7 protein-coding genes are annotated in these 14,398 nt (G+C 69.8%); 3 read left to right on the forward strand and 4 right to left on the reverse strand.

All coding sequences use genetic code 11. From position 1 onward, the window contains the following. The first annotated feature begins 152 nt into the window (after window positions 1-152). Both ACFVMC_RS28280 and ACFVMC_RS28285 read left to right on the forward strand, forming a co-directional pair. Window positions 153-9,485: a fatty acid synthase subunit beta domain-containing protein gene (locus ACFVMC_RS28280; protein ID WP_379215212.1), complete on the forward strand. Its 9,333-nt coding sequence runs from the start codon at window positions 153-155 to the stop codon at window positions 9,483-9,485. Window positions 9,486-9,564: 79 nt separating this feature from the next. Continuing rightward, a complete protein-coding gene (locus ACFVMC_RS28285; protein ID WP_379215214.1) occupies window positions 9,565-10,002 on the forward strand; it encodes a holo-ACP synthase in 438 nt (145 codons plus the stop codon). Here ACFVMC_RS28285 and ACFVMC_RS28290 read toward each other — a convergent pair whose 3' ends face one another. The 3 genes from ACFVMC_RS28290 to ACFVMC_RS28300 all read right to left on the reverse strand — a co-directional run bounded on the left by ACFVMC_RS28290 (window position 10,003) and on the right by ACFVMC_RS28300 (window position 12,058). Further along, on the reverse strand, window positions 10,003-10,680 hold the full coding sequence (locus ACFVMC_RS28290; protein WP_379215216.1) for a Uma2 family endonuclease: 678 nt from the start codon (window positions 10,678-10,680) through the stop codon (window positions 10,003-10,005). A gap of 69 nt (window positions 10,681-10,749) precedes the next feature. Beyond that, window positions 10,750-11,421 carry a Uma2 family endonuclease gene (locus tag ACFVMC_RS28295; protein WP_379215218.1) on the reverse strand — a complete coding sequence of 224 codons (672 nt, stop codon included), beginning with the start codon at window positions 11,419-11,421 and terminating at the stop codon, window positions 10,750-10,752. Window positions 11,422-11,437: 16 nt separating this feature from the next. Further along, window positions 11,438-12,058, reverse strand: a complete 621-nt coding sequence (locus ACFVMC_RS28300; protein ID WP_379215335.1) for a TetR family transcriptional regulator — start codon at window positions 12,056-12,058, stop codon at window positions 11,438-11,440. A 252-nt stretch (window positions 12,059-12,310) separates the two neighbouring features. Here ACFVMC_RS28300 and ACFVMC_RS28305 point away from each other — a divergent pair, with 252 nt between their 5' ends. Further along, window positions 12,311-13,570, forward strand: coding sequence for a hypothetical protein (locus ACFVMC_RS28305; protein WP_379215220.1), 1,260 nt, complete (start codon window positions 12,311-12,313; stop codon window positions 13,568-13,570). A 54-nt stretch (window positions 13,571-13,624) separates the two neighbouring features. Here ACFVMC_RS28305 and ACFVMC_RS28310 read toward each other — a convergent pair whose 3' ends face one another. Further along, window positions 13,625-14,395 carry an ABC transporter permease gene (locus tag ACFVMC_RS28310; RefSeq protein ID WP_379215222.1) on the reverse strand — a complete coding sequence of 257 codons (771 nt, stop codon included), beginning with the start codon at window positions 14,393-14,395 and terminating at the stop codon, window positions 13,625-13,627. Between the last annotated feature and the right edge of the window lie 3 nt (window positions 14,396-14,398).

A 14,398-nucleotide genomic window follows, 5' to 3' on the forward strand; every position in this document is an offset into this window, starting at 1 on the left:
CCATCCTCGCCCGTATCAGGCCTAGAGGTCGAACAGCACCCTGCGTACCGGAGGGAGCGGTGGGTCCGTGGGCGCACCGCCAGGAGTAAGGAAGTCGAAGCGTCTTGACGATCAACGAGAGCACTGAGACCGGGACCGGAACGAACGCGAAGATGGGTGCCGCGCAGGATCAGCGGGCGCCACTGGTGGATCGTCTGCTCAGCGGTACCCCCTATGCGCTCGCATTCGGCGGACAAGGCGCGCGCTGGCTGGGCGAACTGGAAGAGATCGGCCGCGACAGCGCGCTGGAACCCGAACTGACCGCGCTGGTCAACGAGGCCGCGGCGCTACTGGAACCCGTTGCGGCGCAACTGCTGGTGGTGCGCCCGGTCGGCTTCGACCCGGTCGGCTGGATGCTCGAGGACGAGCTCGCCGACGAGGAAGTCTCGACCGCACCGGCGCCGGAGGTGCTGCGTTCGGCCGCGGTATCCATGCCGGGCGTGCTGCTGACCCAGCTGGCCGCGCTCAAGGCGCTGAAGTTGCAGGGGCTCGACCCGGCCGAACACGCCCCCGTGGCCGTCGTCGGTCACTCGCAGGGCCGGCTGGCCGCGACCGCGGTCGAAGCCGCGGGCGACCGAGACGCCGAACTCCTCGCGATCGCCCAATTGATCGGCGCCGCAGCTGGTTTGGTGGCTCGTCGGCGCGGCCTGATGCCCGTCGGCGCGAAGTCGCCGATGGTCGCCGTCTCCAATGTCGATCCGGCGCGGCTGCGTCAGGTCGTTGCCGAGGTGAGCGCGGGTGTGGACCCGATGGCCGCCGCGGTGGTCTCGATCGTCAACGGCCGTCGCCGGGCGGTGCTGTCGGGTACCCCGGCGCAGCTGGAGCGAGTGCGGCAGCGCTGCACGGCGATTCACGACGAGCAGACCAAGGCGCGCGAGGCGAAGACCCGCGGCGGCGCGGTCTTCGCGCCGGTGTTCGAGGATCTGACCGTCGATGTCGCCTTCCATCACCCGGCACTCGAGGACACCGTCGACCTGGTCGGCGGCTGGGCCGAGCAGTGCGGTCTGGATGCCGCGCTCGCGAGCTCGCTGACCCGTGAGATCCTGGTCGACCCGATCGACTGGGTGGCCACCGTGGACGCCGCGGTCGCCACCGGTGCGCAGTGGATGCTGGATCTGGGCCCGGGCGATCTGCTGAGCCGGCTCACCTCGGGTTCGCTGAAGGGCACCGGCGTCGGCATCGTCGCCGCGGCCACCCGTGCCGGGCAGCGCAGCCTGCTTACCCCGGGCGCCGCGCCCGAGCTGGCCCAGCCGTGGACGGCGTTCGCGCCCAAGCCGGTTCGGCTGCCCAACGGCCGGATCGTGGTGGAAACCGCGTTCACCAAGCTGACCGGTCGTTCGCCGGTACTGCTCGCCGGCATGACCCCGACCACCGTCGACGCGAAGATCGTCGCGGCGGCCGCCAACGCGGGCCACTGGGCCGAGCTGGCCGGCGGCGGTCAGGTGACCGAGCAGATCTTCGCCGACCGGGTCGCCGAATTGCAGACACTGCTGCACCCGGGTCGCGCGGTGCAGTTCAACTCGCTGTTCCTGGACCCCTACCTGTGGAAGCTCCAGCTCGGCGGCAAGCGCCTGGTACAGAAGGCGCGCACGGCGGGCGCACCGTTCGACGGTGTCATCGTCACGGCCGGTATCCCGGAGCTGGAGGAAGCGGTCGCGCTGATCCAGGAGCTCACCGAGGTCGGCATCTCGCATGTCGCGTTCAAGCCGGGCACCGTGGCCCAGATCCGCGCGGTGCTGCGGATCGCCGACGAGGTCCCGGGCTACCCGGTGATCATGCACATCGAGGGCGGCAAGGCCGGTGGTCACCACTCCTGGGAAGACCTGGACGACCTGCTGCTCGAGACCTACGCCGAGCTGCGCGCCCGCGCCAATGTGGTGATCTGCGTCGGCGGCGGCATCGGCACCCCCGAGCGTGCCACCGAATACTTGACCGGCGAGTGGGCGACCCCGCACGGCTACCCGGTGATGCCGCTGGACGGCGTGCTGGTCGGCACGGCCGCCATGGCCACCCTGGAGGCGACCACCGCACCCGAGGTCAAGCAACTGCTGGTGGACACCCCCGGCACCCCGGACTGGGTCGGCGCCGGCACGGCCAGCGGCGGAATGGCTTCCGGCCGTAGCCAATTGGGTGCCGATATCCACGAGATCGACAACGCCGCCTCGCGCACCGGCCGCCTGCTGGACGAGGTCGCCGGTGACGCCGACGCGGTCGCCGAGCGCCGGGACGAGATCATCGCGGCGCTGAACGGCACCGCCAAGCCGTACTTCGGCGATGTCGCCACCATGACCTACCTGGAGTGGCTGGAGCGCTACGTCGAGCTCGCGGTCGGCCTGGACCGCCGCAAGGATTTCGACTGCGGCAGCGATCTGGGCGAGGCCATTCTGGACGCCACCCGCTCGGTGTGGCTCGACATCACCTGGCGGGACCGTTTCGCGGAGATGGTGCGCCGCACCGAATCTCGCCTGCATCCCGCCGATCGGGGCGAGATCCCCACGCTGTTCGCCACCGCCGCGGCCTTCGAGCGCCCGGTGGACGCGCTGTGCGCGCTGAAGCAGCAGTACCCGGCGGCCGCCGAGACGCTGCTGCATCCGGCGGACGTCCCGTTCTTCGTCAGCCTGTGCAAGACCCCGGGTAAGCCGGTGAACTTCGTGCCGGTGGTCGACGGCGACGTGCGCCGCTGGTGGCGCTCGGATTCGCTGTGGCAGGCCCATGATCCGCGCTACTCGGCCGACCAGGTGTGCGTCATTCCGGGCACGGTCGCGGTCGCGGGCATCACCCGGGTCGACGAGCCGGTCGGTGAGCTGCTGGACCGTTTCGAGCAGGACACCGCGTACTCGCTGGTCCGCGCCGGGGTGGTTCCGGTCGCTGTGGACGCACGCCGGGTCGCGGGCGTGACCGCCGGTCCGATCGACGCGGTGCTGGCCGCGCCGGATGTCGAGTGGGCGGGCCGCACCACCATCAATCCGATTCACCGCCTGGGTGATCTGGACGAGTGGACCGTCGACGGCAAGGGGGCGGTGCACCCGCGCACCGGCGCGACCCTGGTCGAGACCGAGGGCCCGGAGGCCGACCACTCCTACGTCGAGCTGACGGTGCCGCTGCTGGGCCGGGACGCGGTGACCATCCGGATCACGGTGCCCGCCTCCACGTTCAACGGCGGCGCGCCCGTCATCACCGAGGCGGACGCCGACACGGCCATGTCCGCGCTGCTGGCGGTGGCCGCGGGGCAGTCGCTGCCGGAGGTCAAGGGCGGTGTCGCGCATGTGAATATCGCTTGGACCCCGGATCTGATCGCCGATCACGCCGGTGTCACCGGTTCGGGTATGCCCGCCACGCTGAGCACGCTCGGCCGCACCGTCCCCGACGTGCTGGTCGGCGCCTGCTGGCCTGCCGTGTTCGCGGTGCTCGGTGCTACGCGCAATGCGGCTGGGACCAGTGTCATCGAAGGTATGCTGGATCTGGTCCATCTCGATCACCAGATCGAGCTGACGGCCGAATTGCCGTCCGCCACCAGCGTTCTCGCGGTCCGCGCGGAGGCGGGGGAGACCCTCGACACCGATATGGGCCGGGTCGTCGAGGTCCGGGTGAAGATCACCGGCATGCTCGACAAGCCCGAGACCGGGCTGTCCATGCCGACCGTCGCGACCCTGACCGAGCGTTTCGCCATCCGCGGCCGCAACGGCACGGGTGAGCTCACCGATCCGCCGCGCGCCGCGGGCACGCTGTCCGGCGGTGCGACCGACACGCCGCGTCGCCGCCGCCGGGATGTCACCATCGTCGCGCCGCGCACCATGCACGCGTTCGCGCATGTCTCCGGCGACCACAACCCGATCCACACCAGCTCCTCCGCCGCCCGGCTGGCCGGGCTCGGCAGCCCGATCGTGCACGGCATGTGGCTCTCGGCAGCCGCGCAGCACGCGGTATCCGCGGTGGATCCCGAAAGTACGGTTCCCGCACGCACTCTCACCGCCTGGACCACCCGCTTCCTGGGCATGGTCCGCCCCGGCGCGGAGATCGACGTCCGGGTCGAGCGGGTCGCGGTGGACGCGGGCAGTGAGATCATCGAGGTCTCCTGCCGCACCGGCGGCGATCTGGTGATGACCGCGACCGGCCGCACGGCCGCGCCGAAGACGGTGTACGCCTTCCCGGGTCAGGGCATCCAGCGCAAGGGCATGGGTCTGGACGCGCGGTCGCGCTCCAAGGCCGCCAAGGAGATCTGGGAGCGCGCCGACAAGCACACCCGTGCGGCGCTGGGCTTCTCGATCCTCGCGGTGGTACGCGACAACCCGACCTATCTCAAGGCGCGCGGCGTCGAGCACCGGCATCCGGACGGCGTGCTGCACCTGACCCAGTTCACCCAGGTCGCCATGGCGGTCCTCGGGGTCGCGCAGGTCGCGGAGCTGCGGGAGGCGGGCGCATTCGTCGAGGGCGCCATGCTGGCCGGGCATTCGGTCGGCGAGTACAACGCGCTGGCCGCCGTGGCCGGGGTGCTGCCGCTGGAGGCGGTGCTCGAGGTGGTGTTCCAGCGCGGCTCTGCCATGCACGAGCTGGTGCCGCGAGATGCCAAGGGGCGCAGTAACTATCGGATGGCAGCGATCCGTCCGTCGCAGATCGGGCTGCCGGACGCCGAGGTGGTCGGGTTCGTCCAAGGCGTGGGCGAGCAGGCCGGCGAGTTCCTCGAGGTCGTCAACCTGAATCTGCGCGGATCGCAGTACGCCATCGCTGGCACGGTCGCGGGCCTCGAGGCGCTGGAGGCCGAGATCGACCGCCGCCGTGCGGAATTCGGCGGCAAGCGGGCCTTCATCCTGGTGCCCGGCATCGATGTGCCGTTCCACTCCACGGTGCTGCGCAAGGGCGTCCCGGAGTTCCGGCACAAGCTCGAGCAGCTGCTGCCCGCGGTGCTGGATCCGGAAGTGCTTGTCGGACGCTACATTCCGAACCTGGTACCGCGGCCGTTCACGCTGGATCGCGAATTCCTCGCCGAGATCGCCGATCTGGTGCCGTCCGAGCCGCTGAACGCGGTGCTGGCCGACTTCGAGAGCTGGGCGCAGCGACCGGCCGAACTCTGCCGGGTGCTGCTGATCGAGCTGCTGGCCTGGCAGTTCGCCAGCCCGGTGCGCTGGATCGAGACCCAGGACCTGCTCTTCACCGATACCGCGCACGGCGGGCTCGGCGTCGAGCGGTTCCTCGAGATCGGCCTGGGCGCCACGCCGACCGTGGCGAACCTGGCCAGTCAGACCCTCAAGCTGCCGGACTTCGGCGGCGTCACCGTCGAGGTGCTCAATATCGAGCGCGAGGCGGGCGTCGTCTACTCGACCGACACCGATCCCGCCCCGGTCGACGAGCCCGCGGACGAGCCGGTCGCCGCGACGGCCGAAGCCGCCACCGCGGCGCCGGTCGCGCCGGTCGCCGCGCCCGCCGCCCCCTCCGGCGGGCCGCGACCGGACGACATCGGGTTCTCCGCCGCCGACGCCACCCGCGTGCTGATCGCGCTGTGGACCAAGCTGCGGCTGGACCAGATCGGCCCGGTCGACACCATCGAGGGCCTCTGCGACGGCGTCTCCTCGCGGCGCAACCAGCTGCTGGTCGACCTCGGCGCGGAACTCTCGCTGGGCGCCATCGACGGCGCGGCCGATGCCGACATGGGCGCGCTCGCGGCCACCGTGGAACGCCTGGCGCGCACCTACAAGCCCTTCGGCTCGGTGCTGTCCGATGCCATCGGCGATCACCTGCGCAAGGTGTTCGGTCCCTCCGGCAAGCGGCCCGCGGCCATCGCCGAGCGGGTCAAGAAGGTCTGGGAGCTCGGTGACGGCTGGGCCAGCCACGTCACTGCGGAGGTCTCGCTCGGCACCCGCGAGGGTGTCAGCGTGCGCGGCGGCGATCTCGGCGGACTCGTCTCCGGTGCGCTCGGCGACGGCGCCGCGGTCGACGCGGCCATCGACGCCGCTGTGCAGGCGGTCGCCGCTCGGCGCGGTGTCGCGGTCTCGCTGCCCTCCGCCGGTGGCGGTGGGGGAGCGACCGTGGACGCGGCCGCCCTCGGCGAGTTCACCGAGCAGATCACCGGCCGCGACGGCGTGCTGGCCACGGCCGCGCGGGTGGTGCTCGAGCAGCTCGGCCTGTCCGAGCGGATCTCGGCCCCCGAGACCACCCCGGACACCCTGGTCGATCTGGTCTCGGCCGAATTGGGTTCGGACTGGCCGCGATTGGTCGCGCCCGCCTTCGACGCGAAGAAGGCCGTGCTGATCGACGACCGCTGGGCGACGGCCCGCGAAGACCTGGTCACCCTCTGGCTGGGTTCACCCACCCCGCCGTCTCCGCAAGCTCCGACGGCTGCCACCCCCGTAGGTTCCGACACTGCCGACATCGCCGTCGACGGATATCTGGGCGCGGGCGAAGCCGTTGCCGCACAGGCGAACTGGTGGCGTGAGCGGGCCAAGAGCGAAGCCCGCTCGGTGTTGGCCGGCGTCTACGGCCGGATCGCCGAGGCCGCACTGAGCACCGAGGACCCGGGCCTGTGGTCCTCCGATATCGCCGTGATCACCGGCGCCAGCAAGGGTTCCATCGCCGCCGCGGTCACCGGGCGACTGCTCGGCGGCGGCGCGACCGTGGTGGTCACCACCTCGAGCCTCAACGACGACCGGCTCGCGTTCTACCGGAAGCTCTACCGCGACAACGCCCGCCATGGCGCGGCGCTGTGGGTGGTGCCCGCGAACATGGCCTCCTACTCCGATATCGACGCGCTGATCGAGTGGGTCGGCACCGAGCAGGTCGACAACGCGGGCGGCGCCAAGCTCAAGACCAAGGACGCCATGACCCCCACCCTGCTGCTGCCGTTCGCGGCGCCGCGGGTCGCGGGTGACCTGGCCGACGCCGGCGCTCGCGCCGAAATGGAGATGCGGGTCCTGCTCTGGTCGGTCGAGCGGCTGATCGGCGGGCTGTCCAAGCTCGGCGCCGACCACGACGTGGACGCGAAACTGCATGTGGTGCTGCCGGGTTCACCCAACCGCGGCATGTTCGGCGGGGACGGCGCCTACGGCGAGTCCAAGGCCGCGCTGGACGCGGTGGTCGCCAAGTGGCGGGCCGAGAAGTCCTGGTCGACGCGGGTCACCCTGGTGCACGCGCTGATCGGCTGGGTGCGCGGCACCGGCCTGATGGGCCACAACGACCCGATGGTCGCGGCCGTCGAGCAGGCGGGCGTGCAGACCTGGTCCACCGCCGAGATGGCCGACGAGCTGCTCAAGTGGTGCACCTCGCGGGCCCGTCAGGTCACCATCGCCGGACCGCAGCAGATCGACCTCACCGGCGGGCTGGCCAAAGCCAAGCTGGATCTGCCCGCCCTGGCCAAGCAGGCCGCGGACGAGGCGGCCGACGAGGTCGTCGAAGACGATGCGGCGGTGACGATTTCGGCGCTGCCCGCGCCGCCTACCCAGACCTCGGCACTGCCGGTGCCGGAGTGGGGCGAGGTCACCGCCGATCTCGCCGACATGGTCGTCATCGTCGGCGCCGGCGAGCTCGGCCCCTACGGTTCGGCGCGCACCCGCTTCGAGGTGGAGGTCGACGACACGCTCTCCGCGGCGGGCGTGCTCGAGCTGGCCTGGACCACCGGCCTGGTGACCTGGGAGAACGATCCCAAGCCGGGCTGGTACGACACCGAATCCGGCGACTACGTCCCGGAATCGGAGCTGGCGCAGCGCTACCACGACGCCGTGGTCGAACGCTGCGGCGTGCGCCGCTACGCCGACGAGGGCGCCATGGTCGACAACTCCGCGCCATTGATGACGTCGGTGTTCCTCGACGAGGACCTGTCGTTCACGGTCGGCAGCGAAGCCGAAGCGCGAGCCTTCCAGGTCGCCAACCCGGAGCAGACGATCATCACCCCGGTCGCCGATTCCGGCGACTGGACCGTGACCCGCAAGGCGGGCACCGAGATCCGGGTGCCGCGCCGGGCCAAGCTCTCGCGCACCGTCGGCGGCCAGATCCCCACCGGCTGGGACCCGACCATCTGGGGTATCTCCGCCGATATGGCGGCCTCGGTGGACCGGGTGGCGCTGTGGAACATCGTCTGCACCGTGGACGCGTTCCTGTCTTCCGGATTCAGCCCGGCCGAGCTGATGAGCTGGGTGCACCCGTCGCTGGTGGCCAACACCCAGGGCACCGGCATGGGCGGCATGTCCTCGATGCGTTCGCTCTACGTCGACAACCTGCTCGGCGAGTCGCGCCCGAACGACATTCTCCAGGAAGCGCTTCCGAACGTGGCGCTGGCGCATGTGGTGCAGTCCTACGTCGGCAGCTACGGCGCGATGGTGCATCCGGTCGCGGCCTGCGCCACGGCCGCGGTGTCGGTCGAGGAGGGCGTCGACAAGATCAAGCTCGGCAAGGCCGAACTCGTGGTGGCCGGCGGCTACGACGATCTCGGTATCGAGGGCATCGTCGGCTTCGGTGACATGTCGGCCACCGCGGACTCGGCGGCCATGAGCGCCAAGGGAATCAGCGACCGCTACTTCTCCCGCGCCAACGACCGTCGTCGCGGCGGCTTCGTCGAATCGCAGGGCGGCGGCACGGTGCTGCTGGCCCGCGGCGACGTGGCGCTGGAAATGGGTCTGCCGGTACTCGGCGTGGTGGCCTACGCGCAGTCCTTCGCCGACGGTGTGCACACCTCCATCCCCGCGCCCGGACTCGGTGCGCTGGGTGCGGGCCGGGGCGGCGCCCAGTCGCGGTTCGCGGTCGAGCTGCGCAAGCTCGGTGTCGAAGCCGACGACATCGCGGTCATCTCCAAGCACGACACCTCCACCGCCGCCAACGATCCCAACGAGTCCGAGCTGCACGAGCGGCTCGCCACGGCGATCGGCCGCTCCGAAGGCGCGCCGCTGTTCGTGGTGTCGCAGAAGAGCCTGACCGGTCACGCCAAGGGCGGTGCGGCCGCGTTCCAGCTGATCGGGCTGTGCCAGGTGCTGGAACACGGTGTGGTGCCGCCGAACCGGAGCCTGGACTGCGTCGACGAGAAGATGCGGGCCTACCCGCACCTGGTGTGGGCGCGCGAGCCGCTGCGCTTCGGCGAGCGCTTCCCGCTCAAGGCCGGTCTGGTCACCTCGCTCGGCTTCGGGCACGTCTCCGGTCTGCTCGCGATCGTGCATCCGGAGGCGTTCGTCCAGGCCATCGCGCCGGGCCGGCGCGAGGAGTACCAGCAGCGGGCGCAGCAGCGGCAGCTGGCGGGCCGCCAGCGGTTCGCCGAGGCCATGTGTGGCGGCGCGCCGCTGTACGAGCGTCCGGCAGACCGGCGACTGGGTGCGGAAGGCACCCCCGCCAAGCAGATTCGGCAGCTGGAAGCCGATGTGCTGCTCTCGCCCGAGGCACGCCTCGGTGACAGCGGGGCGTACCGGGTCGACGGCTCGGGATGCGGTACGGGTGCGGCGATTCTGGGCCAGCTCGACGCCGGTCTCTGATTTACTCTGCTGAGAATCCAAGGGGCAGTCGCCGATCCGGCGGCTGCCCCTTACCCGAATATCGAGGAGCCACAACGCTGTGACAATCGTGGGGATCGGCCTGGACCTGGTGTCCATCTCCGAGTTCGCCGAACAGCTCGATCGCGCCGGAACCACCATGGTCCGGGAGAGTTTCACCCCCGGCGAGCGACGGTACTGCCAGAGCAAGGGCACCGACCCGGCCCGCAGCTACGCGGCCCGCTGGGCGGCCAAGGAGGCGGTGCTGAAGGCCTGGGCCACTTCACGTTTCGCCCGTAGCCCACAGATCGGCGACAACCCCTACCCGCTGATCGAGGTGGTCAACGACGCCTGGGGGCGGCCCAGCATCAAATTGCACGGTCTGGCGGCCGAATTCCTGCCCCGGGTCCGGGTGCACCTGTCGCTGACCCACGACGGCGACACGGCCGCCGCCATGGTCGTCCTGGAGGATCCGGGCGAACTCGCCGACCTCATCGAAGGCCGCGACGCCGCCAAATAGTCAGTACTCGAGCTCTTCCCACGGGATAACGATGGGGAACGGCAAGTTGATCTGGATGCCGTCCGGATCGTCCTCTGGATTCCACTCGGCGATGGCGATGTAGTTCGAGGGATGCAACGGACTTACGCCGGGCAGCACCTCGGTGATGTCGCGCAGCAAAGCGAAGACCGTGACACCCGCGACACGGCGCGGGTGGCGTGACAGCTGCACGTGCCAGTACCAAGGGATGCCTGCTGCGGCGTATCGAGCCTTCTTGTGCTCGATATCCGTGCTGGTGTTCGATGGTGACTCGACTTCGCCGACCAGGGCGACATCGTTGTGGTGGACATACTCGAACTCGTCCGGCAGACAGCGGTAGACCATGAAGTCCGGGGTAAGGAAATCGTTTTTGTGATGGTGGCTGAGGAAGACATTGGTTTCCGTCGTCGCGCGCCAGCAGTCGCGGGTGTTCCGCTCGGCCTCGTCCGCTGCCCGCTTCTTCAGCGCATTGCGGAATTCGACCGAGTAGTTCTGGTGCGCGGGTGATCCGGTGCGTGCCCACACCACGCGGCCGTCCCAGAGTTCGATCTCCCCGGCGACCTCGTCGGGGAGATCTCCCAGCTCATCCCAGGTCATGTACTTGGGGAGTTCCTGGATGTACGGGGGTATGTCCGAAGCTCCGCTATGTGGAATCGACATAACAGCATGGTAGTGCTCAGCCGACGCGTCCGGAACGGGATTTCTTTCGCCCACAAAAGCGCCGAATAGTCAGAACGCCAGCTCATCCCAAGGGATGTGGATCGGGAACGGTACCGAGATGTGGATGCCGTCGGGGTTGCTCTCCGGAGTCCATTCGGCGATCTCGACGTAGTGCACCGGCTTCAGTGGCGTGATGCCGGGGAACAGTTCCTGGTCGTACCTCAGCAGCGCGGAAACCGTCACCCGGGCTATGCCCCGGGGTTCGCGGGCCAGCTCGACCTGCCAGTACATCGGGATTCCGGCGCCGGCGTATCTGGCCTTCTTCGCACTGATGTCGGACACGGTGTTCGAAGGCGACAGGACCTCGCCCACCAGCGCGACGTCGTCGAAATGGACGTAGTCGTACTCCTTCGGCAGACAGCGGTAGGCCACGAAATCCGGGGTGAGGAAGTCGTTCTTGTGGCTGCGGTCGAGGAAGACGTTCGTTTCGGTGTTGACGAGCCAGCACTGCTCCGGAGTACTGGCTCGGTATTCCCGGGCGCACCGATGCAGCTCCTTCCAGAGGAGGTTGCGATACAACTGATGCTCGGGCGTACCGGTGCGTGCCCAGACCACACGGCCTGCCCAGAGCTCGATCTGGCGCGCGATCTGATCGGGCAGCTCGAGTAATTCGTCCCACGTCATGAACTCGGGAAGGTCCGGCCGGTCCTGCTCGTCCTGCGTCATATGCGGAATCGACATAACTGCATAGTAGGCCTCAGCGACCGCTTGCGGAACGGGATTCCTTCTCGGCCACAAGCAGATACGCGACCATCAGGCGCTTGAGCTCGGAGACGGCGTCCTTGTGCGACTGCTCGTCCTGGACCGAGAAGTTCAGCATCGAATAGACGACATGGACCAGCACCTCGGCCATCATGGTGCGGCGCACCCGGGGGGTACGTGGTGTGAGCGGTCGCAGCATCTGCGCGACCACCTCGGCGAATTCCTTCTCGTGCAGTGCGCCGGTGGCCCGGGTCGACGGGGTGGACTGCATGGCCAGCCACACCTCGCGGCGGGACGGATCGGTCATCCAGAGGTTGGCCATGTGGTCGACGAACTGGTTCATGTGACGCAACCAGTCCAGCGAGGGGACCTCGCCGTGGAAGTCGGCGAGCTCGCGCGAGACCGCCACCAGGTCCTGGCGATTCAGCTCGCAGACGATGACGTACTTGTTGGCGAAGAACTGGTACAGCGTGCCGATCGGCACCTCCGCGCGCGCGGCGACCTCTTCACAGGTGAACGACTCGAACCCGACCTCGGTGAGCAGTTCCCGGGACGCCTGCAACAGGGCGTCGAACTTGCGCTTGCTGCGCTCCTGTGTGGGCCTGCGGCGCGGCATGAGTTCCTGCGGGTCGTCCTGCAACTCCAACGCGGGGTCCAGGTGCCGCTTTGCCCTGGCCTCCGTGTGCACATCCACATCCCCAGGCTAGCGGTACCGACACGCGTGCGACACGCGCATGCGTACTGCGTGTCCGAGGTCTGTCACTTTTCACCACCCATCCAGGCCCCGAACAGTGCCGAACCCATATCGAGCGGGCCTGCATTCGCGTGCTCGCAGACAGGCGCAGGGTTCACAGCGGAAGGCGTATCAGTGGTAGCTCGATCAGTGGTCACTCTCGGCGTATCCACCGAACGCGGTGCCGTGCACGCGGTAGCGCTGGCCGAGGGCGGTGAGCGGCTACCGGAGCGGGTGCTGCGGCATCTGGTGGCGAAAACACGCGGCGACACCAAGGCCGATGTCGCGGCGGCGGTGCACGCGGTCATGGACGCGCTCGCCGCCGAACTCGACGGCGTGGCGCAGATCGCGGGCGCCGCCGTCACCTACCGGGACGCGGCCGAGCGGCGCGCCGTCGTCACCGAACTAGCCTCGGGGCAGTGGCATACCGCGTCGCTGGTGTCGGCTCGGGCCGCGCATCTCAGCGTGGCGGGCGCGATGACGTGGCTGAGCGAATTCGACGATCTGGTGATCTGCGAGGTGGTCCCCGGCCACCAGGCGTTCACCCTGATCGATCGCGGCCGCGACCGGGTGCTGGCCGCCACCAGCCAGGTCGGCGGCGCGACGCCGGAGTCGCTGGGCGCAGCGGTCACCGCGGCCTGGGATCAGTTCGAGGCCGCCGCCGTCCGTCCCGACGCGGTGGTGCTGGTCGGGTCCGCCGCGAGCACGCCCGAGGTGCGGGCCGCGGTGGACGGTTTCGGCGCCCCGGTGCTGCCCTGCGCGATCGCCACGACGGCCCCCGCGGTCGGCGCGGCGCTGTGTGCCATGGCCGATCTGGTCGGCGTGGCCGATCCGGTCGAGCCCGTGCATCACGCGCGCGGCACCGCGGCGGTGGTCGCTGCGGCCAGCGTGCTGGCCGGCGGCCTGGTCGTGGGCAGCCTGTACGTCGCCAACTCGCGGACAGCGCCCGCGGTGGTCGCGGATGCCCGGCTGATCCAGGACGAGGTGCCGCTTCCTACGGGCTCGTCCAGCGGATCGTCGGCGGGAAGTGCGGTCGAGCCGGCGGCGGGTCCGTCCCGGGCTCCGGTGCCGGGTCCCGAGCCGACGATCGTGATCCTCGACACCCAGACACCCGATTCGCACCTGGTCGGTTCGCGTTGGGGTCACTCCGGCCCGGAGAACTCGGTGCCGCTCGAGGAACTCGGCGCCGCGGACACCGCCCCGAGACCGGCCGCCGCGCTGCCCGGTACCGGCGTCCCCGGCGCCACCGTCAAGGTCGGCGCGCCCAACGGCGCGCTGCTGTTCCCGGGTGAGACCCCGCCGCCCGCGGCGTTCACCCCGGAGTCCTACCAGTGGTGGGACAACCACGTTCGCATCATGATGACGTGGGCCACACAGCAGATCATGCCCGCCTGACCATTACCACGCGAAAGGCCCGGCGCCGCAACGGCGCCGGGCCTTTCCCATCCGCTAGTCCCTGGTGCGGATCTCGAACAGCTTCCCGGCCGCCAGGTATCCGACGGCGGCGATCCCGGCGCACCACAGCGCGGCCAGCCATCCGCTGTTCCCGATCGGCGTGCCCATCAGCAGCCCGCGCATGGTCTCGATCACCGGCGTGACCGGCTGATACTCGGCGAACCGGTGCAGTGCGCTCGGCATCGACTCCGGCGGGACGAACGCGCTGCTCACATACGGGAGGAACATGAAGACGAAGGTGAATCCGTTGGCCGCCTCCGGGCTCTTGGCCAGGACGCCGAGCGCGGCGGCCACCCAGGACAGCGCGAACACGAACATCGCGATCACGCCGAGTGCGCCTAGCCAGCGCAGTGGGTCGGCGGTGGGTCGGAAGCCGAGCGCCACCGCCACCCCGATGACGATCCCGGTGGTCAGCATATTGCGGATCAGACTTTCCAGGACGTGCCCGGTGAGCACCGCGGTCCGGGCGATGGCCATGGTGCGAAACCGGTCGATGATGCCATCGGCGAGATCGGTGGTGAGGCTCGGCGCGGTGACACCGGCCCCGAAGCCCGCGCACAGCAGGATGATTCCGGGCACCACGTAGTCGATGTACGGTCCGGGCCCGACGTCCATCGCGCCGCCGAAGACGTAGACGAACATCAGCAGGATGACGATCGGCAGCGCGACCGTCATGATCACGGCGTCGGGGCTGCGCAGCGTGTGGCGGATATTGCGGTCGAGCATGGTGCCCGCGTCGGCGGCGCTGCGGGTGAGTGTGGTCATGTC

The organism is Nocardia sp. NPDC127579 (genome assembly GCF_042672005.1).
GTDB lineage: Bacteria > Actinomycetota > Actinomycetes > Mycobacteriales > Mycobacteriaceae > Nocardia.

What these genes read in the sequence shown, in the direction of transcription:
- ACFVMC_RS28280 (WP_379215212.1), top strand. Translation starts at nt 153, where the DNA reads ATGGGTGCCGCGCAGGATCAGCGGGCGCCACTGGTGGATCGTCTGCTC.
- ACFVMC_RS28290 (WP_379215216.1), bottom strand. Translation starts at nt 10,680, where the DNA reads ATGTCGATTCCACATAGCGGAGCTTCGGACATACCCCCGTACATCCAG.
- ACFVMC_RS28295 (WP_379215218.1), bottom strand. Translation starts at nt 11,421, where the DNA reads ATGTCGATTCCGCATATGACGCAGGACGAGCAGGACCGGCCGGACCTT.
- ACFVMC_RS28300 (WP_379215335.1), bottom strand. Translation starts at nt 12,058, where the DNA reads ATGCCGCGCCGCAGGCCCACACAGGAGCGCAGCAAGCGCAAGTTCGAC.
- ACFVMC_RS28310 (WP_379215222.1), bottom strand. Translation starts at nt 14,395, where the DNA reads ATGACCACACTCACCCGCAGCGCCGCCGACGCGGGCACCATGCTCGAC.